Here is a 23,022-nt window from a genome sequence, read left to right on the forward strand (position 1 = left end):
TGCGCCCACCGGCAACCGACCCGCTTGCGGCAGGCCCCCGGAATTTTCGAAAATTCCGGTCCGTTTTCTTCGAAGAAAACGAGGAGTGCCGCACCGCTGGCTCAGCGGGTCAGCACCTTGCCCAGCCTCGGCAGCCGCGCCTTCTTCATCAGCGCCCGCATGTCCCAATCCTCGCCAGAGAGGCGGCGCGCCTCGGCCAGAACGGCGGCGCCCACCTCCGCGACAGCCTCGGGCTGCGCCTCGCAGACCCCCAGCAGGAACCCGTCGGGATCGGCCCGCGACAGGCCCTCCTCCGCGAGGATGTCGCGCGGGAAATCCTTGGCGTTCATGGTCACGATCACGTCGGCCGATCCCGCCACGGCGGCGGCCAGCACATGCACATCCGCGGGATCGGGCAGCCAGAGACGCGCCTCCAGCCCCGGGGCCACGGGCACCTCGGCCCGCGGCCAGCGGGCCGAGACGAGCGCGATCTCACCCCGCGCCTGCGCCTCGCCCCCCGGGCCCAGCTTGCGCGCGGCAAGCGCCCATTCCTCGAGGATGCGGGCGGACCAGAGCGGCTCGAACGCCCCCGTGGTCGCCACGCCAAGCAGCATCTCCCGCATCACCGTGGGATAGAGCACGCAGGCGTCGAGCAGGACCTTCATAGGCGGAAGAAGAGCGCCTTGAGGTAGCCGCTCTCGGCCAGTTGCGGGTGCATCGGGTGGTCCGGCCCGGCATAGCCGGTGTGGATCAGCGCGCCCGCCCGGCCCGCCTTGCCGATGCCCCGGATCGAGGCCTGCCGGAACTTCGAGAGATCCGCGGCGTGGGAGCAGGAGCAGAGCCCGAGATAGCCGCCCTCGGCCACCAGCGGCGCGGCCAGCTTGGCGATCCGCTCATAGGCGCGCAGACCGGCCTCCAGCGCGGGTTTCGACGGCGCAAAGGCCGGCGGGTCGCAGATCACCACGTCGAACTGCGCGCCCTCCTGCCCGAGGGCCGTCAGCACGTCGAAGGCATCGCCCTTGCGGGTCGCGAATTTCTCCGCCACGCCCATGGCCGCGGCGCCCTGCGTCGCAAGGTCGAGCGCCGGTTGCGAGCCATCTACGGCCAGTGCGCTCTCTGCCCCGCCCGCAAGCGCCGCGAGGCCAAAGCCGCCCACGTGGGAGAAGACGTCGAGCACCCGCGCACCCTTGGCCAGACGCGCGCCGAAGGCATGGTTCGGACGCTGGTCGAAGAAGAGGCCAGTCTTCTGACCGCCCGCCACGTCGGCCATGTAGATCGCGCCGTTCATCGGCACCGGGATCGGACCTGCGGGCATGTCCCCCGCCAGCACCGCATCGCGGTCGTCGAGCCCTTCCAGCAGCCGGGCCCGGCCCGAGGCGCTCTTGATCACGTTGGCGACGCCGGTCACCTCGATCAGCGCGGCGCAGAGGTCTTCGAGGTGCACTTCCGACCAGGCGGCGTTGGGCTGCACCACGGCGGTGTCGCCGAACCGGTCGATGATCACGCCGGGCAGCCCGTCGGCCTCGGCATGGACCAGACGGTAGAAGGGCGCCTCGTACAGCCGTGCGCGCATCTCCAGCGCGCGGGTCAGCCGGGCGCGAAACCAGTCGCGTCCCAGCCCTGCGACCTCGGCCCCGTCCAGCACGCGGGCGAGGATCTTGGAGGCCGGGTTCACCGCAACGAGGGCCAGCGGCCGCCGGTCGCCATCTTCCAGCAGCGCAAGCGCGCCGGGCTCCAGCGCCTTGGTGCGGCGGTCGGTGACCACCTCGTTGTCATAGACCCAGGGGAACCCGAACCGGATGCGGCGCGGGTCGGACTTGGGTTTCAACCGAATTACGGGGAGGGTCTGGGATGTCGTCATGATCCATGCTCTACTGCCTTCCGAGGCGTCGCGAAAGAGGCCACGAGACGCAATGACCGGCCGGCACCGACCGGCGGAATGGTCCGGCAGACGGGCCGGGAAGAGGAACACCCCAGCACTGCCACCGTTGATCCAAGAGACGCAGGCCGCCGCAGGGACATGGAGGGGCCGGAGCCCGCGCATGGGCGCAAGCCCGGCCAAGCGCTTGTTAGCGCTAACCAGTCCTGATAAAATGCGGTCAGCCACAGCCTGAGCGAAGGGAAGAGAGAGATGAGCCTGAATGCCACCATCGCAGAGGTGACCGAGAGAATCGTCGAGCGCTCTGCCCCGCTGCGCCGCCCTTACCTCGATCGCATGGCCGCCGCCGCCGAAACCGGGCCCGCCCGGGCCCACCTGACCTGCGGCAACCAGGCCCATGCCTATGCTGGCGTGGTGCCCGATCAGGAGGCGCTCGCCAAGGGACGCGCCCCCAACATCGGGATCGTGACGGCCTACAACGACATGCTCTCGGCGCACCAGCCCTTCGAACGCTTCCCGCAGCTGATCCGCGACACGGCGCGGGCGCAGGGTGCAACCGCACAGGTGGCCGGTGGCGTGCCCGCCATGTGCGACGGCGTCACCCAGGGCCAGCCGGGGATGGAGCTCTCGCTCTTCTCGCGCGACGTGATCGCCCTCGCGGCCGGTGTGGCCCTGTCGCACAATTGCTTCGACGCGGCGCTCTACCTCGGGGTCTGCGACAAGATCGTGCCGGGGCTGATCATCGCGGCGGCGACCTTCGGCCATATCCCCGCGCTCTTCCTGCCCGCCGGGCCGATGCCCTCGGGCCTGCCCAACGACGAGAAGGCCAAGGTGCGCCAGCTCTTCGCCACCGGCGAGGTGGGCCGCGACAGGCTGATGGAGGCCGAGATGGCCTCCTACCATTCGCCGGGCACCTGCACCTTCTACGGCACCGCGAATTCCAACCAGATGCTGATGGAATTCATGGGGCTGCACCTGCCGGGCAGTTCCTTTGTGAACCCGAACACGCCGCTGCGCGACGCGCTGACCGTCGCAGGCGTGGAACGGGCGCTGGAGATCACCGCACTCGGCAACGATTATCGCCCAGCCTCGCAGGTGCTGGACGAAAAGGCCTTCGTGAACGGGATCGTCGGGCTGATGGCCACCGGCGGCTCGACCAACCTCGTGCTGCACCTGCCCGCCATGGCGCGTGCGGCGGGCGTGGTGCTGGAGCTGGAGGATTTCGACGCGATCTCCTCGGTCACGCCGCTGATGGCCAAGGTCTATCCCAACGGGCTGGCGGACGTGAACCACTTCCACGCGGCAGGCGGGCTCGGTTACCTGATCGGAGAGTTGCTGGAGGGCGGGCTGCTGCACCCCGACACAACCACCGTGGCGGGCGACGGGCTGGCGGCCTATGCGCAGGAACCCAAGCTGACCGGCGACCGTGTCCACTGGGAGCCCGGCCCGCGCGAGAGCCTGAACGACAAGATCGTGCGCCCGGCCGCGGACCCGTTCCAGAAGACCGGCGGGCTGAAGCAGCTGAAGGGCAACCTCGGCCACGGGATCATGAAGGTCTCGGCCGTGGCGCCGGAGCGGCATGTGATCGAGGCGCCCGCGCGCATCTTCCATGACCAGGAGGCGGTGAAGGCAGCCTTCAAGGCGGGCGAATTCACCTCGGACACGATCGTCGTGGTGCGCTTCCAGGGGCCGCGGGCGAACGGGATGCCAGAACTGCATTCGCTGACGCCGACGCTCTCGGTGTTGCAGGACCGCGGGCTGAAGGTGGCGCTGCTGACCGACGGGCGGATGTCCGGGGCGTCGGGCAAGGTGCCCGCCGCGATCCACGTCTCGCCCGAGGCCGCCGTGGGCGGTCCGCTGGCGCGGCTGCGGGAGGGTGACATCGTGCGGGTGGACGCCATGGCCGGCACGATCGAGGCCGTGGGCGTCGATCTCTCCACGCGCGAGCCCGCGGTGGCCGACCTCTCGGGCAATGCCCATGGCATCGGGCGCGAGCTTTTCGAAGCCTTCCGGGCCCATGCGGGACCGGCGGACACGGGCGCCGCAAACGTCGTCTGACGGATCAGCCGCGGCGCGTAACCCCAAGAATTTTCGAAAATTCTTGGTAAAATTCTTCGAAGAATTTTCTGCGCCCGTGGGAGGTGTTTGGTCCCTTGGTGGGGGCCAGGCCGCCTGCTGCGGGCGCAGATCGGAAAATGCGCATTTTCCGGACCGGACTTTTCGAAAAGTCCGGGGGGCTCTGCCCCCTTGGCCCCTTTGGGGCCAATTCCCCCGGAGTATTTCGGGAACGATGAAGCGGTAGGTCGCTCAGAGCGGCAGTGCGGTCGTGGCCTTGATCTCTTCCATGGAGAGCAGCGCGGTGACGTTGTGCACCTTCACCTCGGAAATCAGTGCCTGGTAGAAGGCATCATAGGCGCGGGCGTTCTTCACGCGGACCTTGAGGATATAGTCGATGTCCCCGGCCAGCCGGTGGGCCTCCTGCACCTCGGGGCGCTCCTTCAGCGCCTTGAGGAACTTCGCCTGCCACTCCGCCTCGTGCTCCGAGGTGCGGATCAGGACGAAGAAACAGGCCTCGAAGCCAAGCGCCTCGGCATCCAGCAGGACGGTCTGCTGGCCGATGATCCCGGCCTCGCGCATCTTCTTGATCCGGTTCCAGACCGGCGTCTTGGACGAGCCCACCTGGCGCGCTATTTCGTCCAGCGACTGACCCGCGTCGCGCTGCAGCTGCAAAAGGATTTTCCGATCCGTCTCGTCCAGCCGGAATGACATTTTCCCGATCTCTCCTGTCTTGGAACGACCGCCAGCGGGGCGGCGTCGGCCGGGAGGGCGTTCTTATTTCCCAGCCCTCCTAGCGTCTGGGAGGGAATATTTCCTACATTACAGGGTAAGTCAACGCGGCCCGCTTTGGGCTGCCAGAGCCATTGGAGGGGTTCAGAATGCGTCATTTCCCGATCTTCCTGAACCTTTCGGGGCAGAGACTCGCCCTGTCCGGCGGCGGCGATGCTGCGCTTGCCAAGCTGCGGCTGCTGCTGAAGACCGAAGCCCGCATCCATGTCTATGCGGATGTGCCCGACGCGCAGATCCTCGACTGGGCCGCGCAAGGCCGCCTGACCCTGCACCGCCGGGCGCTGCTGTCCTCGGACGTGGCGCAGGCGCTGCTGGTCTATGCCGCCGACGAAGAGCCCATCCGCGACGCCGAGATCGCCGCCATGGGCCGCGATGCGGGCGTGCTGGTGAACATCGTCGACAACCTCGAGGGCAGCGCCTTCATCACGCCCGCCATGGTGGACCGCGATCCCGTGACCGTCGCCATCGGCACCGAGGGCGCGGCCCCGGTGCTGGCGCGCCGGATCAAGGCCGGGCTGGAAGAGCGCCTGCCCGCCTCAACCGGCGTTCTGACCCGCGCGGCGCAGGCCTTCCGCGGGGCCGCCGAGGCCCTGCCCATGGGCCGCGCACGCCGCGACTTCTGGGGCGCGTATTTCGACACCGTGGGCCCCGCGGCCCATGACGCGGGCGGCGCAGAGGCGCTGCGCCCGGCTCTGGACAAACTACTGGCGGAACACCTTTCGGGCGACCGCATCCGGACGGGCCGCATCACGCTGGCCTGGACCGGCTGGGACGATCCCGAGATGCTGGTGATGAAGACCCGCCGCGCGCTCGATGCGGCCGACGTGGTCCTCCATGACGCCGATCTGGCGCCTGCCGTGCTGGAACTTGCCCGCCGCGAGGCCGACCTCGTCGCGCTGCAAGCCGGCGCCGAGGTGCCCCCGCTGGCCGCCCACCTGCTGCACCACGCGCAGGCCGGGCACCATGTCCTCTATCTCTCGACGCGGCCCCTGCCCCATGACCTTGCCCTGCACTGTCGCAGCGGTGGCGTCGATCCCGTAGACATCCCCGGCCTTCCCGGCCCCGAGCAGAAAAACATGAAGGAAAGCGCCTGATGCCCCGTGCCTTCACCCCCAAAGTCGTCACCGCCAATGCCCTGCTGGAGGGCGATGTCGTCTATCTGACCGAAGACGGCCAGTGGACCCGCAACCTCCGCGAGGCGGAGCTGCTGACCGACGAGGCCCATGCCCAGATCCGTCTGCTGGAGGCCGAGAGCCGCCCGGGCGAGATCGTCGGCGCCTATCTCGCCGACATGAAGGCGGGCAACACCGGCCCGGAACCGACCCACTTTCGCGAGGATTTCCGGCGCACCGGCCCCTCGAACTACCACCACGGCAAGCAGGCAGAGGCGTAAGTCATGTATACCTATAACGAATTCGACACCGCCTTCCTTGCCGAGCGCAACCGCCAGTTCCGCGCCCAGGTCGAGCGCCGGATCGACGGTTCGCTGACCGAGGACGAGTTCAAGCCGCTGCGCCTGATGAACGGTCTCTACCTGCAACTGCACGCCTACATGCTGCGCGTGGCGATTCCCTATGGCACGCTCTCGGGCGCGCAGATGCGCCAGCTGGCCCTGATCGCGGACCGCTGGGACAAGGGCTATGGCCATTTCACCACGCGCCAGAACATCCAGTACAACTGGCCCAAGCTGCCGGATGTGCCGGATATGCTGGACGCGCTGGCCGAGGTGCAGCTGCACGCCATCCAGACCTCGGGCAACACGATCCGCAACGTGACGGCCGACCATTTCGCCGGGGCCGCCGCGGATGAGATCGCCGATCCCCGCCCCGTGGCCGAGCTGATCCGCCAGTGGTCCACCGACCACCCGGAATTCCAGTTCCTGCCGCGCAAGTTCAAGGTCGCCGTCACCGGCAGCCCGAACGACCGCGCCGTGACCCGCGCCCATGACATCGGCCTGCGCATGGTGCGGAACGACAAGGGCGAACCGGGCTACGAGGTGCTGGTGGGCGGTGGCCTTGGCCGCACGCCGATGATCGGCAAGGTGATCAAGGACTTCCTGCCGCAGGAAGACCTGCTGCCCTATCTGGAAGCCATCGTCAGCGTCTACAACCTGCTGGGCCGTCGCGACAACAAGTACAAGGCGCGGATCAAGATCACCGTGCACGAGAACGGGCTGGAGACGATCCGCGAGAAGGTGGACGCCCGCTTTGCCGAGCTGAAGCCGCTCTTCGGCGGCATCGACCAGCAGATGCTGGCGGATCTGGAGGAGCAGTTCGCGCCGCCCGCCTTCCGCAATGCGCCCACGGATGCCTTCGACGCCGCCTATGCCGCCGATCCCGTCTTCCGCGCGTGGAGCGACACGAACCTGACCAAGCACAAGGCCGAGGGCTATGCCATCGTCTCCGTCAGCCTGAAGAAACCGGGCGAGACGCCGGGCGATGCGACCTCGGACCAGATGCGCGTTCTGGCGGATCTTGCCGAACGCTATGGCCATGACGAGTTGCGCATCAGCCACGAGCAGAACGTGATCCTGCCCCATGTGCACCGCTCGGACCTGCCCGCGCTGCACGCGGCGCTGAAGGCGGCCGATCTGGCCACCGCCAACATCGGTCTGGTCAGCGACATCATCGCCTGCCCCGGCATGGACTACTGCGCCCTTGCCACCGCCCGGTCGATCCCGGTCGCGCAGGAGATCGCCACCCGTTTCGAAGAGCTGAAGCTGGCCCATGAGATCGGCCCGCTGAAGATCAAGATCTCGGGCTGCATCAACGCCTGCGGCCACCACCACGTGGGTCACATCGGGATCCTCGGGCTGGACCGCGCAGGGGTCGAGAACTACCAGATCACCCTCGGCGGTGACGGCACCGAGGACGCGGCCATCGGCCAGCGGACCGGGCCGGGCTTTGCCTATGACGAGATCACCGACGCGATCGAGCGCATCCTGCTGACCTATCTGGAGATCCGCGACGGCGAGGACGAGACCTTCCTGCAGACCTATCGCCGCGTGGGGGCCGAGCCCTTCAAGGACGCGCTCTACCCGGCAGAGGCCAAGGCGAATGCAGCCTGAGGGGATCACCATGCCACCACTGGACAAGCCACTGGAGGTGCCGGACGATCCGGCCCTCGGCGCCAAGTTGCGTGAGCAGCAGGCGAAGGTGGATGCGCTGAACCTGCGCTACAAGCACCACGGGGCGACGGCGGTCATCGACAAGGCGCTTCAGGATGCGGATGCGGGCAATCTCGCCCTCGTCTCCTCCTTCGGGGCCGAGTCGGTCGTGCTGCTGCACCTCGTGTCGGTGGTCGACCGGAGCACGCCGGTGATCTTCATCGACACCGAGATGCTGTTCACCGAAACGCTGGTCTACCAGACCGAGGTGGCCGAGCGTCTGGGCCTGAAGGACATGCGCATCATTCGCGCCGCCGAGGCCGAGATCGCCGCAGGCGACCCGGATGGAACGCTGCACCTGCGCGACACCGATGCCTGCTGTGCCCTGCGCAAGACGCAGCCTCTGCAACGGGCGCTGCAGGGGTTCGACGGCTGGTTCACCGGCCGCAAGCGGTTCCAGGGCGCAACCCGGGAAACGCTGGACTTCTTCGAGGTCGACGGGCCGGACCGGATCAAGGTCAACCCGCTGGCCCACTGGGCGCCGGAGGACATCCGCGCCTACATGGACGAGAACCGCCTGCCGCGCCATCCGCTGGTCGCCAAGGGCTATCCCTCGATCGGCTGCGCGCCCTGCACCTCGCCCGTGAAGGAAGGTGAAGATCAGCGCGCAGGCCGTTGGAGAGGAACACAAAAAGAGGAATGCGGCATCCATTTCGTGAATGGCCGCATGGTACGGATCGGAGCCGGACAATGAGCGTGATCGTGACCGACAAGGGCTTTGCCCCCGAAGACTGGACCGAAGGGTTCGAAGCGGAAGGCGTGCTGGACCTGCCCTCCGACACCGACCCGCAGGCGGTCGAGTTCGATGCAGCCACCCGGCTGATCCGCGTGGCCTTCCCTTCCTCGGCCGATGGCCGGGGCTTCACCATCGCCCGCCAGCTGCGCCTGCGGGGCTACACCGGCCGCCTGCGGGCTGCCGGCCACGTCATCGCCGACCAATACGCCATGGCCCGCCGCTCGGGCTTTGACGAGGTCGAGATCGACGAAAGCCTCGCCGCACGCCAGCCCGAATCCCAGTGGGTCTTCCGCGCCGATTGGCGCGCCCATGACTATCAGTCGCGGCTGCGCGCCGGCTGAGACGCTGGATTATTTGAACACGAACGAGTAAGGACGGGATACTCCTCCCGCAATTTGCCATGACCGAGACCGCCGTGACCGAACAGCAGACCAATGTCCCCAAGGTGCCCACCCTGCCGAACGCAGAGACGATCACCGACGTGAAGCACTGGACCGACCGGCTCTTCTCCTTCCGGGTGACCCGCCCCGCCAGCCTGCGCTTCCGCTCGGGCGAATTCGTGATGATCGGCCTGATGGGCGACAACGGCAAACCGCTGCTGCGCGCCTATTCCATCGCCTCGCCCTCCTGGGACGAGGAGCTGGAGTTCTATTCGATCAAGGTGCCGGACGGGCCGCTGACCTCGAAACTGCAGCACATCCAGGTGGGAGACCAGATCATCCTGCGGCCCAAGCCCGTGGGCACGCTGGTCCATGACGCGCTGCTGCCCGGCAAGCGGCTGTGGTTCTTTGCCACCGGCACCGGCTTTGCGCCCTTCGCCTCGCTGCTGCGCGAGCCGCAGACCTACGAGGATTACGACGAGGTGGTGATCACCCACACCTGCCGCGAAGTGGGTGAGCTGGCCTATGGCGCGCAGCTGATCGAGGACATCAAGAACGACGAGCTGCTGCACGAGCTGATCGGCCCGGATTTCCACAAGAAGATCCGCTACTACCCGACCACGACCCGCGAAGAGAGCCCCAAGATGGGCCGCATCACCGACCTGATGCGCTCGGGCGAGGTCTTTGCCGATCTCGGCATCGACCCGATCAACCCCGAGAGCGACCGCGCCATGGTCTGCGGCAACCTCGCCTTCAACCTCGAGATCAAGGAGCTTCTGGAAGGCTACGGTCTGGAGGAAGGGGCGAATTCCGCACCCAAGCAATACGTGGTCGAGAAAGCCTTCGTCGACTGAAGACAAGAGGCCCGGACCGGGTCCGGATGCCTCGACCGACACGAAAAACCAGAGCCGTTCCCGCCCCGGGAGCGGCTTTCTTCTGCCCGGCACCGGCCGCCGCTTGGCACAGCCCATCGAATTCCCGCGGAACCGTCTTTCCAGCTTGAAAGTTTAGCCCGTGGAGACTACCTTCTCGCCTCAATTCCAGTCACCATCGAAGGACGAATAAAATAGCTCGCAGACCTCATAATGCGCCCCCGACGCGCGACAATGGCCCCCGTGTTAACGACCGTATCCGTGCGCCCGAAATTCGGCTGATTGGCGCGGAAGGCGAAAACGTCGGTGTGGTTCCCCCGGCACGTGCCCTCGCCATGGCGGAAGAAGCTGGCCTCGATCTGGTCGAAATCTCCCCCAATGCGGTCCCGCCGGTCTGCAAGATCATGGATTTCGGCAAGTTCAAATACGAACAGCAGAAACGCGAATCCGAAGCCCGCAAGAAGCAGAAGACGATCGAGGTGAAGGAGGTGAAGTTCCGCCCCGGCACCGATGTGCACGACTATCAGGTCAAGATGCGCAACGTCCTCAAGTTCCTTGAAGGCGGCGACAAGGTGAAGATCACCCTGCGCTTCCGCGGCCGCGAGATGGCGCACCAGAACCTCGGCCGTGAGCTTCTGGAACGCGTTGCAGAGGACGTGAAGGAAGTCGGCAAGGTCGAGAACATGCCGAAGATGGAAGGCCGCCAGATGGTCATGATGATCGGGCCGAGCGCGAAGTAAGCGCTGCCCGCCATCTCCAAGCAAGGCCCGGCATCGTCCGGGCCTTTTGCATGTCTGGCCCCCCGCACCATCGCCCGCGTGGGGCACCCAAGAATTTTCGAAAATTCTTGGCAAAATTTTTCGAAAAATTTTGGCCGCGTGGGGGTGCGGGATGGGCCCGGTCAACGGGGATCACACCCTCTCCGCTGGCGCTATCCGGAAAATTCGAATTTTCCGGTCCGGACTTTTCGAAAAGTCCGGGGGGCTCTGCCCCCTTGGCCCCTGCGGGGCCAATTCCCCCGGAGGATTTCGGGAAAGATGAAGGGCGCCGAAGCGCCCCAGTCTTTTCCGTCGTAGCCTCGCGCCGAGGTGGGTCTCAGGCGGGCATCAGCTCTGCCACGTCCTGCCCGGAGGCGGCGTAGATCGCCTTGACGATATTGTGGTAGCCGGTGCAGCGGCAGATATTGCCGTGCAGATGGTGCCGGATCTCGGCCTCGGTGGGCTTGGGGTTGGCCTTCAGCAGCGATTCCGCCGCCATGATCATCCCCGGCGTGCAGAAGCCGCACTGCAGCCCGTGGTGTTCCTTGAAGGCGGCCTGCACCGCGCTCAGCTCGCCCTCGGGGCTGGCGATCCCCTCGATCGAGGTGACGTCCGCGCCCGCAGCCTCGACCGCGAACATGGTGCAGCTCTTCACCTGAAGCCCGTCCACATGCACCGTGCAGGCGCCGCACTGCGAGGTGTCGCAGCCCACATGGGTGCCGGTCAGGCCGAGGCTGTCGCGCAGGAACTGCACCAGAAGGGTGCGGTTCTCGACCTCACCCGAAACCTCATTCCCGTTCACTGTCATCGAGATCGTCGGCATGGCGTCCTTCCTGGTGGTCTTGCTGCGCCTCAGCGGCTCTTTCGGCGCGAGTAAATCACCCCCGCCCGGGAAGGGAAAGGGGGCCGGGTGAATTCTGTGCCCGGCGCAGGCATTCAGTCGCGGCGTCGCCTCGGATGCGGGCGCGTGGGGATTTCCTTCAGGAGGCCCCCTACCCCCATGGCCGCGATCTCGGCGTCACCCGTGGGAATGCCGCAGGCCAGCCGCGACAGCACCCAGTCGGCGCCGTTCAGCGCGGGCGAGCGGGCACAGCCCGGCAGGCCGATCACGTCCCGGCCCTGCAGCCGTCCCAGCACCAGCAGGTTGCCGGGATCGACGGGCATGCCGAAGCGCTCCACCGTGCCACCTGCCGCGCGGATCGCGGCCGGCACCACGTCGCCGGAATCGGAGGTGGCAGAGGCCGTCAGCACGAGGATCAGGTCATAGCGGTCCGCATCGCGCAGGTCCCCGAGCGCCTGCGCCAGCGGATCGCGCCGGTGCGGCACGGTTTCCACATGCTCCAGCGTCATGTCGAGCGCCGCGAGACGATCGCGGATCGCAGGCAGGCCCGCCTCGCCCGCGCCGCCGGGGATCTCGGTCACCACGAGGGCGGCGGTCTTCAGCACGGGCCGGTGAAGGTGCAGCGTGCGGTGGCCCTCCAGCAGCACCTCCGCCGCATCAAGGGAGGCCTCGGAGACGGCGTAGGGGATGATCTTGATCGTCGCCACCATGCGCCCCGCCTCCATCTGCTGGTGCCGGGGCACCGTGGCGAGGGTGATCATCGGATCGATCCGGTTCAGCGCCGTCAGACGGGGGGCGTCCAGCTCCACCACGCCCGGGCCAGCGGCCAGCAGGTTCACCCGCCCCGTGGTAGCCCGGGTCAGCGTCAGCCCTGCCGCCTGCGGATCGGGCACGAGGGCCACTGCCAGACGGGTGGCGGCTTCGTCTTCGTGGATCTCCCCCGGTTCGGGGCGCGCGACGATCACCTCGGCAAGGCCCGCCTCCCGCAACCGGTCCATCTCCTGCGCGCCGATCCACTGCCCCTTGCGCAGGCGGCCCTGCGGCGTGGCCACGGAATGGGCAAGGATCGCGCCCTCGGCCTGCGCCAGCGGGACCGGGCCGAACTTCACGCCTGCCCCTTGCGCAGCACCGCGATCATCTCGGACAGGATCGACACGGCGATCTCCGACGGGCCGGCCGCCCCGATGTCGAGGCCGATGGGCCCGTGGATGCGGGCGATCTGCCCCTCGGTGAAGCCCCGCGCCGTCAGCCGCTCGACCCGCTTGGCATGGGTCCGCTTCGAGCCGAGCGCGCCGATGTAATAGACCTCTGCCGCCAATGCGGCCTCCAGCGCCGGATCGTCGATCTTGGGATCGTGGGTCAGCAGCACGAGCGCGGTGCGCGGGTCGAGGCCAAGGGCCGCGACGGCCTCGTCGGGCCAGTCCTCGCGGATCTCCTCCCCCGGGAAGCGGGCCGCGGCGGCGAAGGCCGGGCGCGGGTCGACGATGACCGGGTCAAAGCCCGCAATCCGCGCCATCGGCACCAGCGCCTGCGCGATATGCACCGCGCCCACCACGATCAGCCGCAGCGGCGGGTTGTGGATCGCGACGAAACGCCCGTCCTCCTCGAAGCCGGAGCGGTCCATCCGGAAGCGTTCGGCAAAGCCCGCGCCGGTCAGCTCTCGCGCGCCGGTGGCGGGGTCGATGACATAAGCGCGCGGCTTGCGGGCGGCGCGGGCGGCGACCAGATCGGCCAGCATCGCCTCGGGCAAGGCCTGCCCCACAGGCTCCACGAGGATGCGGATGGTGCCGCCACAGGCCAGCCCCACGGCAAAGGCATCCCCGTCGCTCACGCCGTATTCCAGCATCCGGTGGCCGCCGTCCTCCAGCGCGTCCAGTGCCTCGGTTACCACGGCGCCCTCGACACAGCCGCCCGAGACGGAGCCCGCGATTTCGCCCTCGCCGCTGACGGCCAGCTGGGCCCCCACCCGGCGCGGGGCCGAGCCCCAGGTTTCCACCACGGTCGCAAGCGCCGCGCCCTTGCCGGCGCGATGCCATGCCAGTGCCTGTTCGGGGATGTTGTCGAAACGGTCCATCTGCGCCTCCGGGGGACGGGAGAATATCGCGACAGGTCTAGCACATGGGCCGGGGATGTCTGCCCCCAAGGGGTGCGGGTAGGCCCTGCGCCCTGTGCGCCGGTGCGGCCCCGCGGCGTCCTGTTCCGCGTGGCGCTTCGATGCAAACGGACAGGGCCACCGACAGAGACCCGGACGCAGAGTGCCACAGAGAGAAACGGACAGAAGACTGGTGTCGGGCCCACGGGCACCGGCCCACACGCGCCGCGAGGGACGCGGGTGTCACCGGATTGCCCCCTCTGATGAGGCGCCCCTTCCCTGGTTGCCAGGGAGGCCTTGGGGATGCGGGAAGAGGCGCTGATCCCCCCATGCGCGCGTTGCGGAACGGCATGGAAAAGATCTGGAACAGGGCGTGGAGGCCGGTTCTGCGTGTTGGGTCACAGACCGTCAAAACGCTCCATTCGGGCCCGAATATACACCCTGCACCCGCAATCGCGAAGTGGACACTTGTGTCAGATGCAGGAAGGGCCGCCCGGTTTCGGGCGGCCCTTTTGATGCGATTGCGCGTCAGTCACGCGGTGTGGCCGCGCAGAAGGATAGCCGACAGGATCGTCAGCTGCCGTTGCTGCCGTCGAGCAGCGGCGTGATCCGGCGCACGGCGGCGCGGCGGTTGTCACGCTCGGCCGAGGCGGTCAGCACCTTGAGGTCCGACTCACCGTAGCCCTGCACCACCATGTTCTCCGGCGGGACGTCGAAATACTCCGTCAGGGCAAGCGCGAGCGTCTCTGCCCGGCGGTCCGACAGGGCGAGGTTCATGCTCGCCGCGCCGACGGCGTCGGTGTGGCCCTCGATCAGGAACACCTCGGCCGGGTTGTCGTCGATCGCCTCGCGCATCGCGATACCCAGATCGGCCAGGCGGCGGGCCTGTTCCGGCGGGATCGCGGCAGAGCCGGTGTCGAAGGTGATCGTGTCCACCTCGATCTCGGGCACGAGGGCCCGCACGGCCGAGATGTCACGCACCTGGCTGAGCGAGAAGCGGCGGTTCACGTCATTGCCAAGCTCCGCCTCCAGCGCGCGGCGCAGGCGCATCTCGTCGGCATCGGCCACGTCGATCTCCTGTGCGCGGGTCTGCGGCAGATCGCTCACGTCCACGGCGGCCACCTGCTGCGTATCGTCGAAGAGCAGCACCTCGCGCCCGTCGGGCAGGATGCGGGTCCGGCGCAGGACGCGGCCATCGGGCGCGCGCAGCGTCTCGACCTGGGTGCCGTCCTCGCGCAGGGCCACCGTGCGGGTGGACCCGTCGTCGAAGGCATAGGTGCGCACGTCGGTGCCCGGCTGGCGCAGCAGAACGTCGTCGTCCTTCAGGACGCGGTATTCGCCGTCACGCTCAACCACCACGCGGTCGCCGGTGTTGCTGACCACCTCGTCGCCGTTGTTCAGAAGGCTGCCGACAGCCACGGCGCCAAGACCGAAGAGCGCGAGCTTCTCGAAGTTGCTCAGGCCCGAGTCGTCGTCCGCATTGGCCCGGCGCTCGCCGCGCAGGTCGGTGCGGAAGTCCTCCCGGCTGGACCGGAAGTTGTCCTCGGTGATGCGCTGCTCGACCATGCGGCCTTCGTTGCGCGGGTTCGCGGCAGCCAGCGGACGGCGGTTTTCCTCGGCGTCGCGGGCGGCCCGGCGGGCCTGTGCGGCGGCATCGGGACGGCGCGGCTCCTCGCTGTCGCGCGCGGCGGCACGGTCCCGGGTCTGGTCGCGGTTGCGCTCGTCCTCAAGCGCCTGACGCAGGTTCCGATCGTCGCTGTTGGTGCGCTCGGCCTGCTGGCGCTGTTCCTCGCGCTGCTGGTTTTCGAGGAACTGGGCACGCTGATCGGCCGAGTTGTTGCCTTCGCGGCCACCCACCTCGGCGCGCTGCTGCGCCTTGCGGAGTTCCTCGTCACGCTGCGCCTGCTGCTGGCGCTGCTGTTCAGCCTCACGCTGCGCCTGTTGCTGGCGCTGCTGCTCCGCCTCACGCTGCGCCTGTTGCTGACGCTGCTGCTCCGCCTCGCGCTGCGCCTGTTGCTGGCGCTTCTGCTCCGTCTCGCGCTCAGCCTGCTGCTGGCGCTGCTGGTCGGCGTCGCGCTGCGCCTGCTGGCGATTCTGTTCCGCCTCCCGCTCGGCCTGCTGACGACGTTGCTCGTCCTGCTGGCGCTCGCGATTCTGGGCCTGCTCCTTGGCACGCTCATTGGCGTTCTGGTTCGGGCCCGGCGGGTTCGGGTTCTGCCCAGCCTGCTGCTGGCCACGGTTCTCCTTGGGCTTTTCGTTGCCCTGACCCTTGGCCTGCTGCTGACCTTGTTGTTTCTGGCCCTGTTGTTTCTGAGCCTGCTGTTTCTGGGCCTGCTCCTTCTGGGCCTCCTGTTCCTTCTTCTTCAGGAACTGCTCGCGCTGCGCGGCAGAGTTGTTGTCCTCGCGGCCGCCGCTTTGGGCGGCAAGCGGCCCGGGCAGGATCAGGGCACCCGACAGGATCAGGGCCGTGGTCGATTTCAGAAAGGTCTTCATGTGTCTTCCTCCTTCCACACCGGCACCGCGTCAGAGCGCGCCGGCGCATGTCGTTGGAGAGAGAACCACGAAACCCGCGAAAAGTTGCATCCTACGCGACGGATGCCCCGTCATTTGAGGGGGGATCAGCGGCTTTCCGCCGGTGGTAACAGCTTCAGCAGGCGGTCTTTTTCCCCGCTGTCCCCGGCCTCGGAGAGGAGGCGCGCGAAATCGTCCAGCGCCTGCACGGAATGGGACGCGCGGAAGGCATCCACCTGCGGCAGCAGCGCCGCCACGCCACGGGCCCTGGGCGCGAAACCGTCGTAGCGCAGCAGCGGGTTCAGCCAGACCAGACGGCGCGACAGGCGGCGCAGGCGGGCGGCCTCGGCGGCCAGCTCGGCCGGATCGCCGCGATCCAGCCCGTCGGTGATCAGCACCACCACGGCGCCCGGTCCCAGCACGCGCCGCGCCCAGTCCCGGTTGAAGGCATGGAGCGCTCCGCCGATCCGCGTGCCGCCCTGCCAATCGGGCGCCTCCTGCGCGGCGGCGGCCAGAGCGGCATCCACATCGCGCTGCTTCAGCGGCCGGGTGATATTGGTCAGCTGCGTGCCAAAGGCGAAGGCATGGACCTGCCCCCAGCCCGGATCGCCCCCGCCCCGGGGACGGCGCGGCGCGTTCATCACGGCGTGGAGGAAGTGCAGCATCATCCGGCTGTAGCGCTGCATGGAGCCCGACATGTCGCAGATCGCCACGAGGTCCGGCGCCTTGCGCCCCGGCGCGGTGCGGATCAGCGGCCCGATCTCGCCGCCCCGGCGCAGGGCGGCGCGCAGCATGGCGCGACGATCCACCCCCGCGCCACGGGCAGCGGGCGCATGACGCCGGGCGGGCAGCGCGGGCGCAGGCAGCCGCAGGCGGGCGATCATGGCCCGGGCCTGCGTCAGTTCCTCCGCGCTCATCTGTTCGAAATCCTGCTGGCGCAGGCGTTCCTCGGCGGAGAGGGTCTCGGCAGCGTCCAGCCGCGTCTCCTCCGCCGGGCGGCTCAGCGCCTCCTCGCCCCCCAGCAGCGCGGCAAGCGCCCGCCGGTCCCCGGCCTCGGGTGTCAGCGCAGGCCCGCCCTCAGCGCCGGGCAGCAGTTGCGACAGCGCCGCCTCCAGCCGCGCCGGGTCCTGCCAGAACCGGTCAAAGACGGCATCGAAGACCACGCGATCCGCGGGGCCCGAGGTCAGGCAGGCCGCAAGCGCCGCGCGCATCTCGCGCGGGTCGGCGATGTTGACGGCGCTCAGGGCCTCCAGCGCGAGGGCGCTGCGATCCGGCCCGACCCGCAAACCGGCCGCCCGCAGCGCGCGGGCGAAATGCATGACGTTGGCGGCAAGCTGGCCGGGGGCGCCAGAGGCCGCGAGCGCCGTGCCCCCCGCCTGCCCCGTACCGCTGCCTGTGCCGCTCACTCCGCCGCGCCCAGAAGCCGGGCGATCCGGCCGTCGTCCATGGCGGCGAGGTCTTCTTGATACTTCAGCAGCGTGCCCAGCGTCTCGCGCACCGCTTCGGGCGTCAGCTCCAGCCGGTCGAGCGCCATGAGGGCCCGCGCCCAGTCCAGCGTCTCGGCCACGCCGGGGCGCTTGAAGACGTCCTCTTCCCGCAGGCGCTGCACGAAGGCCACCAGCTGTGCGGCCAGCGCCGCCGGGGCCTCGGGCACCTTGCGGCGGAGGATGCCGGCCTCGGTCTCCGCATCGGGATACTCGACCCAATTGTAGAGGCAGCGGCGCTTCAGCGCGTCATGCACCTCCCGCGTGCGGTTCGAGGTCAGGATCACGATCGGCGGCTCCGGCGCCTCGATCCGGCCCAGCTCCGGCACGGTCAGCGCATAGTCCGAGAGCACCTCCAGCAGGAAGGCCTCGAAGGGGGCGTCGGTCCGGTCGATCTCGTCGATCAGCAGCACCGGCGGGCCCGCGGGATCGGGCGACAGCGCCTGCAGCAGCGGCCGTTCGGTCAGGTACTCACGGGTGAAAAGCTCCGCCTGCAGCGCCGCGCGGTCGCCCTCGCCCACGGCCTCGGCGGTGCGCAGGGCGATCATCTGCGCCGCGAAGTTCCATTCATAGGCCGCCTGCGCAAGGTCGAGCCCCTCGTAGCATTGCAGTCGGATCAGCCTGCGGCCCAGCGCGGAGGCCAGCGCCCGGGCGATCTCGGTCTTGCCGGTGCCGGGCTCCCCCTCGAGGAAGAGCGGCCGCTGCAGCCTGAGCGCGAGGAACATCGACACCGCCAGCGGGCGCGAGGCCACGTACCCCTGCTGGTCCAGCAGCGCGGAGAGGTCATCGGCGGAGGAAACGGGGCAGTCCATCGGCAGTCCTTTCGTGAGCCGGCCAAGAGGTGCCGCCGCGACGCCCGAAGGTCAACCCCGCGGCAGGGCCGCCGACGCCCAGCGCACCGCAGGCGCGGAGCTGAGGGAATTATTGACGGTTTCCGCGCCAAATGACATTTTCAAAGCAACCAAGAGACGCGGGGTCAAACCCGCGGGACAGAGGCGCGGGATGGCCCCCGCGGGACATGGCAGTGACACAGAGAGACGATCCCCGGGCGGATGATCCCCGGGCAGACGATCCCGGCGCGACCCACGGCTCGCAGGGCGATACGCCTTTGCGGATCACCGCGGCGACCTGCGTGAAGAACGAAGGCCCCTTCCTGCTGGAATGGATCGCCTACAACCGCGCCATCGGCGTGACGGATTTCCTGTTCTACTCGAACGACTGCGACGATGGCACCGACGCGCTGCTGGATGTTCTGGCGGCGGGCGGCGTGGTGCAGCACCTGCCGAACCCCGCAGAGGGGCGCAATTACCAGATGGAGGCGCTGAAGGATGCCAAGCGCCAGCCGGTCATCACGCAGGCCGATTGGGTCTGGGTCGCCGACGTGGACGAGTTCCTGAACATCCACGTGGGCGACAACACGATCCCCGCGCTGATCGCCGCCTGTGACGATCCCAAGGCGATCTCGATCCAGTTCCAGTTCTTCGGCAACGGCGGGGTGGATGAATACCGCGACCAGCCGGTGATCGGGCAGTTCCTGCAGTCCCACGATCCCGATGTCTGGTGCGGCCAGCTTGCAATCGAGTGCAAGACGCTGGTGCGCAAGGATTTCCCCCTGCAGTACTTCGGCGCGCATCGTCCCTTCTTCCGCGACAAGGGCCCGCGCAAGCGTCCGCGCTGGAGCGATGCCTCGGGCCGTCCGGTGCCGCAGGCCTTCCTGCTGGCCGAGAACGAGCGCCGCATCCGGCGGTTCCCGGCCAAGGGCGCGCGGGACTTCGCCACGCTGAACCACTACGCGCTGCGCTCTCTCGACAGCTACATCGTCAAGACCGAGCGCGGCGACGTGAACCGCGAGGGGCGCAACTTCGAGGATGCCTATTGGCGCGAACGGGCGGACGTGGCGTGGAAGGACGACAGTATCCTGCGCATGATGCCCCGTCTGACCGAGGAATTCGGCAGGCTGGCACAGGTCCCCGGCGTGGCAGAGGCGCATCAGGCCTGCGTTCACGCGCACAGGGCCAAGGTGGCGCGGCTGATGGAGGATCCCTTCTACCGTGACCTGCGCCGCGCGCTGCACGATGCCCCCACGATTTCCCAGCCAGAGGAGGTGCTGCTGACGCATCTGGGCCTCGACTGGCGCGAGGTAGTAAATGGCTAGGCTGCGTGTCCTGAACCTCGGCCTGCCGAAGTCCGGCACAACGACGCTGAGCCGGGCGCTGAAGCGCGGCGGGCTGAAGGTGGCGGATCACCGTATCCGCAAGTTCCAGACCGCGCGGGCGGAGCTGGGACAGGCCTTCGTGGCGGATGTGCTCTACCGGGGCTACTATCACACCGGCGATCCTCTGGCAGAGCTCGACGAGTTCGATGCCATTTCCGAGATGTCCTACATGCGCGAGGACCACTCCGCCTGGCCGCAGATGGACTTTGGCCTCATTGCCGCGATCGAGGCGCGCCATCCGGACGTGAAGTTCGTGGCGACCCGGCGCGATGCTCGTGACCTTTCCCGCTCCATGCTGGGCTGGACCAATATGGCCAGCCGCCTGCCCCGCGCCGAGATCCCCGGCCTGCCCAAGGGCTACGGCGAGACGGGGGCTGAGCGGATGCAGTGGATCGACGCCCATTACGCCCACCTCGCCCGTCTCTTTGCCGGACGGGACAATTACCTAGAGCTCGACGTGGCCGCTGAGGATGCGCAGCAGCAGCTTGCCCGCTTCCTCGGGCTGGAGCTGCCGTGGTGGGGCGTGGCCAATGAACGCGGCACGGCCAAGGATGCATCCGTGAAATCGGGCGGCAAGAGCAAGGGCAAGGCGAAGGCGACCGGGAAGGCCAAGGCAAAGGGCAAGCGCTCTACCGGCTCTACCGGCTCTACCGGCTCTACCGGCTCTACCGGCTCTACCGGCTCTACCGGCTCTACCGGCTCTACCGGCTCTACCGGCTCTACCGGCTCTACCGGCTCTACCGGCTCTACCGTGACACGGCAGCCCGGGGACACAGACGCGGTCAAGACCGCCCAGCGCGAGACCAGCGAATGATCCTGACCCTGCACATCGGCCCCGACATCTGGACCGCCTCGCGCCTGCAGGAGATGCTGCACCACAAGCGCGGCCAGCTGGCGCGGCACGGTATCCTCGTCCCCCGGGGTGCAGGCGGCAACAACCACTCCCGCCTCTTCATGGCGGGGACGGATCCCGATCGCCCCGATGTGCTGCGCGCCAACCGCGGCTTTGCCTCGCCCGAGGCACAGGCCCGTCTGTGGGCGGAAACCGCGCAGGCCCTGAAGGACGAGGTCGCTGCCGCCAATCCCGCGCAGATGATCCTGACCGCCCACCAGCTTGCGGGCCTCACGCAGGTGGGCGAGCTGGAGCGGCTGCGCGACATGCTCTCCCCCCTCTCCGACGACATCCGCATCGTCGCCCATGTGGATGAGCCCGCCCGCCAACTCGCCCGCCACTACGCCGCGCAGGTGCTGGAGGGCCGGACCCGCGGACTGGAGGCAGAGCTGGAGCTGGCCGCAGGGATCATGGCCGGCCGTGACGTGGGCCTGCCGGGCAGCTGGTGGGAGGCCGCTCGCGACAGCGCTGCCCCCAGCGATCCCGACAGCGGTCTCTACAGCGCCACCCAGAGCCCGCCTGCATGGCTCGACTACGCCGCCCTTGTCCGGCACTGGGAAGGTGTCTTCGGCGCCGGGCGCGTGGCGCTGCGCAGTCTCGCCACCGATACGCTGTGCACCCGGGCGGGGATCGGAGAGTTGCGCGCCACCTTCGCCATCGACCCGGTCATCGGCAAGGCCGAGCGCTGCGAGCCGCCAGTCTTCCCCTCCGATGCCTGGCTGGCCCGGGCGCGGCAGATGAACGCGCTGCTCTTCCGGGTGCAGGAGGTCGAGGGCCTGACGCTGCCCCGCCAGCTCTGCCGCACGATCATCGAGGATACCCGCACCGGGGGCGCACCCGTCTCTCCCGGCGCGCTCTCGCCGGTCTCGCAGCTCTTTGCGCCTGACATGCTGGCCCTGCTCGCCGCCCATCCCGGCCTCACCCAGCCCGGCATGACGCCCGACCCGGCGCTGCCGCCCTACGTCGAGGCCCCCACCGGCCACGGCTACCGGCCCTCCGCCTACCTGCTGTCGCAATACTGGCGCATCCGCCGGCTGAAGGCAGAGGCCGCGAAGGCTGAGGCCACCGCACAGAAAGCCGCCGAGACGCCCAAGGCCGAACTGTCGCCCACCGCCTCGAAGCTGCTTTCCGACCGGGCCGCGCTGAACTTCGACAATCTGCAGACATCGCCTTTCCGCCCCCACAACCGTCTGGGCAAGCTGAAGGAGGATGACGCCCATGCGCCCTACCTTCCCGCGGAGCGCAAGGTGCCCGCTACGGGGCGCAGCGGCAATGTCATCGTCGGCTGCATGAAGAACGAGGCGCCCTATATCCTCGAATGGGTCGCCTATCACCGCGCCGTAGGCTTCGACAGCTTCCTGATCTACACCAACGACTGCACCGACGGCACCGACGCGATCCTCAAGCGGCTCGACGCCATGGGCCTGCTCCACCACCGCAACAACGACGGCTGGCAGGGCAATTCCCCCCAGCAATGGGCGCTGGATGCCGCACTGGAGGAAGAGGTGATCCGCACCGCAGACTGGGTCGCCCATATCGACGTGGACGAGTTCGTGAACATCCGCTGCGGCAATGGCACGCTCTCCGATCTCTACGCCGCCATGCCCGTCGCCACGAATATCGCCATGACCTGGCGGCTCTTCGGGCACAACGGCGTCACCCGGCTGTCCGAGGATTTCGTGATCGACCAGTTCGACACCGCCGCGCCGAAATACTGCCCCAAGCCGCACACCGCCTGGGGCTTCAAGACGCTGTTCCGCAATATCGGCGCCTACAAGAAGCTCTCCTGCCACCGGCCGAACAAGCTGGTGAAGGAGCTCGCCGACGAGGTCCGCTGGTTCAACGGCTCCGGGCAGGAGATGACCCGCGAGGTGCTCAAGAACGGCTGGCGCAACTCCAAGCGCTCGATCGGCTATGACCTCGTGCAGCTGAACCACTACGCGCTGCGTTCGGCCGAAAGCTACCTGATCAAGCGCCAGCGTGGCCGCGCCCTGCATGTGGACCGGTCCATCGGGTTGAACTACTGGATCCGCATGGACTGGTCCGACCACCGCGACCTAACCATCAAGCGCAACCTGCCCCGCCTGCGCGAAGAGATGGACCGCCTGCTGCAGGATGCCGAACTGCGCCGCCTGCACGAGGCAGGCCTCGCCTGGCACCGCGCCAAGGCCGAAGAGCTGCACGCCGAGCCCGAGTTCGAAGATCTCTACCAGCAGGCGCTGGAGGTGAAGTTGACCCCGACCGAACGGGTGGCCTATGCCCTTGCCCTCGATCTGGACAGCTGATCTGGACAACTGACCCCGCCCCCTGACCGCCCGTCACCGGGCGGACGGCACCGCCCCCCGATACCGCCGCCCCGACAGCCATCGA

20 protein-coding genes are annotated in these 23,022 nt (G+C 68.3%); 11 read left to right on the forward strand and 9 right to left on the reverse strand.

Going from position 1 to position 23,022, the window contains the following annotated elements:
• Positions 1–101: 101 nt before the first annotated feature.
• Both LCM32_RS11525 and LCM32_RS11530 read right to left on the reverse strand, forming a co-directional pair.
• Positions 102–644, reverse strand: a complete 543-nt coding sequence (locus LCM32_RS11525; RefSeq protein ID WP_224821216.1) for an RSP_2648 family PIN domain-containing protein — start codon at positions 642–644, stop codon at positions 102–104.
• Positions 641–1,840 carry an RSP_2647 family RNA methyltransferase gene (locus LCM32_RS11530; RefSeq protein WP_224821217.1) on the reverse strand — a complete coding sequence of 400 codons (1,200 nt, stop codon included), beginning with the start codon at positions 1,838–1,840 and terminating at the stop codon, positions 641–643. The genes LCM32_RS11525 and LCM32_RS11530 overlap by 4 nt, the downstream gene beginning before the upstream one ends.
• Positions 1,841–2,110: 270 nt before the next feature.
• On the opposite strand from LCM32_RS11530, the gene edd reads away from it, so the two are divergent.
• On the forward strand, positions 2,111–3,916 hold the full coding sequence (gene edd, locus LCM32_RS11535) for a phosphogluconate dehydratase (protein ID WP_224821218.1): 1,806 nt from the start codon (positions 2,111–2,113) through the stop codon (positions 3,914–3,916).
• Between the two features lie 249 nt (positions 3,917–4,165).
• On the opposite strand, the gene LCM32_RS11540 is transcribed toward edd, so the two are convergent.
• Positions 4,166–4,627, reverse strand: coding sequence for an Lrp/AsnC family transcriptional regulator (locus LCM32_RS11540; RefSeq protein ID WP_224821219.1), 462 nt, complete (start codon positions 4,625–4,627; stop codon positions 4,166–4,168).
• Positions 4,628–4,794: 167 nt separating this feature from the next.
• Between LCM32_RS11540 and LCM32_RS11545 the strand changes: the two genes are divergently transcribed.
• The 7 genes from LCM32_RS11545 to infC all read left to right on the forward strand — a co-directional run bounded on the left by LCM32_RS11545 (position 4,795) and on the right by infC (position 10,599).
• A complete protein-coding gene (locus LCM32_RS11545; protein WP_224821220.1) occupies positions 4,795–5,799 on the forward strand; it encodes an NAD(P)-dependent oxidoreductase in 1,005 nt (334 codons plus the stop codon).
• On the forward strand, positions 5,799–6,098 hold the full coding sequence (locus LCM32_RS11550) for a DUF2849 domain-containing protein (RefSeq protein ID WP_224821221.1): 300 nt from the start codon (positions 5,799–5,801) through the stop codon (positions 6,096–6,098). Before LCM32_RS11545 ends, LCM32_RS11550 begins: the two co-directional genes overlap by 1 nt.
• 3 nt (positions 6,099–6,101) lie before the next feature.
• On the forward strand, positions 6,102–7,772 hold the full coding sequence (locus LCM32_RS11555; RefSeq protein WP_224821222.1) for a nitrite/sulfite reductase: 1,671 nt from the start codon (positions 6,102–6,104) through the stop codon (positions 7,770–7,772).
• Positions 7,773–7,782: 10 nt separating this feature from the next.
• A complete protein-coding gene (locus LCM32_RS11560; protein WP_224821223.1) occupies positions 7,783–8,565 on the forward strand; it encodes a phosphoadenylyl-sulfate reductase in 783 nt (260 codons plus the stop codon).
• Positions 8,562–8,948 (forward strand): DUF934 domain-containing protein, encoded by a 387-nt coding sequence (locus LCM32_RS11565; RefSeq protein WP_224821224.1) that lies wholly within the window; start codon positions 8,562–8,564, stop codon positions 8,946–8,948. Before LCM32_RS11560 ends, LCM32_RS11565 begins: the two co-directional genes overlap by 4 nt.
• Positions 8,949–9,007: 59 nt before the next feature.
• On the forward strand, positions 9,008–9,841 hold the full coding sequence (locus tag LCM32_RS11570; RefSeq protein WP_224821225.1) for a ferredoxin--NADP reductase: 834 nt from the start codon (positions 9,008–9,010) through the stop codon (positions 9,839–9,841).
• A 212-nt stretch (positions 9,842–10,053) separates the two neighbouring features.
• The gene (gene infC / locus LCM32_RS11575; RefSeq protein ID WP_224821393.1) at positions 10,054–10,599 is read left to right on the forward strand and encodes a translation initiation factor IF-3; all 546 of its coding nucleotides are present in this window, start codon (positions 10,054–10,056) and stop codon (positions 10,597–10,599) included.
• Positions 10,600–10,954: 355 nt separating this feature from the next.
• Here infC and LCM32_RS11580 read toward each other — a convergent pair whose 3' ends face one another.
• From LCM32_RS11580 to LCM32_RS11605, 6 genes are all read right to left on the reverse strand, one after another.
• On the reverse strand, positions 10,955–11,440 hold the full coding sequence (locus tag LCM32_RS11580) for a (2Fe-2S)-binding protein (protein WP_224821226.1): 486 nt from the start codon (positions 11,438–11,440) through the stop codon (positions 10,955–10,957).
• 113 nt (positions 11,441–11,553) lie between these two features.
• Positions 11,554–12,567, reverse strand: coding sequence for a molybdopterin-binding protein (locus tag LCM32_RS11585; protein ID WP_224821227.1), 1,014 nt, complete (start codon positions 12,565–12,567; stop codon positions 11,554–11,556).
• Positions 12,564–13,532, reverse strand: a complete 969-nt coding sequence (locus LCM32_RS11590; protein ID WP_224821228.1) for an XdhC family protein — start codon at positions 13,530–13,532, stop codon at positions 12,564–12,566. The genes LCM32_RS11585 and LCM32_RS11590 overlap by 4 nt, the downstream gene beginning before the upstream one ends.
• A gap of 591 nt (positions 13,533–14,123) precedes the next feature.
• On the reverse strand, positions 14,124–16,043 hold the full coding sequence (locus LCM32_RS11595) for an OmpA family protein (protein WP_224821229.1): 1,920 nt from the start codon (positions 16,041–16,043) through the stop codon (positions 14,124–14,126).
• A gap of 125 nt (positions 16,044–16,168) precedes the next feature.
• Positions 16,169–17,467 (reverse strand): vWA domain-containing protein, encoded by a 1,299-nt coding sequence (locus LCM32_RS11600; RefSeq protein ID WP_224821230.1) that lies wholly within the window; start codon positions 17,465–17,467, stop codon positions 16,169–16,171.
• A complete protein-coding gene (locus LCM32_RS11605; protein WP_224821231.1) occupies positions 17,464–18,357 on the reverse strand; it encodes an AAA family ATPase in 894 nt (297 codons plus the stop codon). Before LCM32_RS11605 ends, LCM32_RS11600 begins: the two co-directional genes overlap by 4 nt.
• 296 nt (positions 18,358–18,653) lie before the next feature.
• Here LCM32_RS11605 and LCM32_RS11610 point away from each other — a divergent pair, with 296 nt between their 5' ends.
• Genes LCM32_RS11610 through LCM32_RS11620 form a run of 3 tightly spaced genes read left to right on the forward strand, consistent with a single transcriptional unit; the run spans position 18,654 to position 22,937 of the window.
• A complete protein-coding gene (locus LCM32_RS11610; RefSeq protein ID WP_224821394.1) occupies positions 18,654–19,700 on the forward strand; it encodes a glycosyltransferase family 2 protein in 1,047 nt (348 codons plus the stop codon).
• Positions 19,693–20,574: a sulfotransferase gene (locus tag LCM32_RS11615; protein WP_224821232.1), complete on the forward strand. Its 882-nt coding sequence runs from the start codon at positions 19,693–19,695 to the stop codon at positions 20,572–20,574. Before LCM32_RS11610 ends, LCM32_RS11615 begins: the two co-directional genes overlap by 8 nt.
• A complete protein-coding gene (locus LCM32_RS11620; protein ID WP_224821233.1) occupies positions 20,571–22,937 on the forward strand; it encodes a glycosyltransferase family 2 protein in 2,367 nt (788 codons plus the stop codon). Before LCM32_RS11615 ends, LCM32_RS11620 begins: the two co-directional genes overlap by 4 nt.
• Positions 22,938–23,022: the final 85 nt, after the last annotated feature.

The sequence above is a fragment of the Pseudooceanicola nanhaiensis genome, assembly GCF_020171315.1.
In the GTDB taxonomy this organism is placed as follows: domain Bacteria; phylum Pseudomonadota; class Alphaproteobacteria; order Rhodobacterales; family Rhodobacteraceae; genus Pseudooceanicola; species Pseudooceanicola nanhaiensis_A.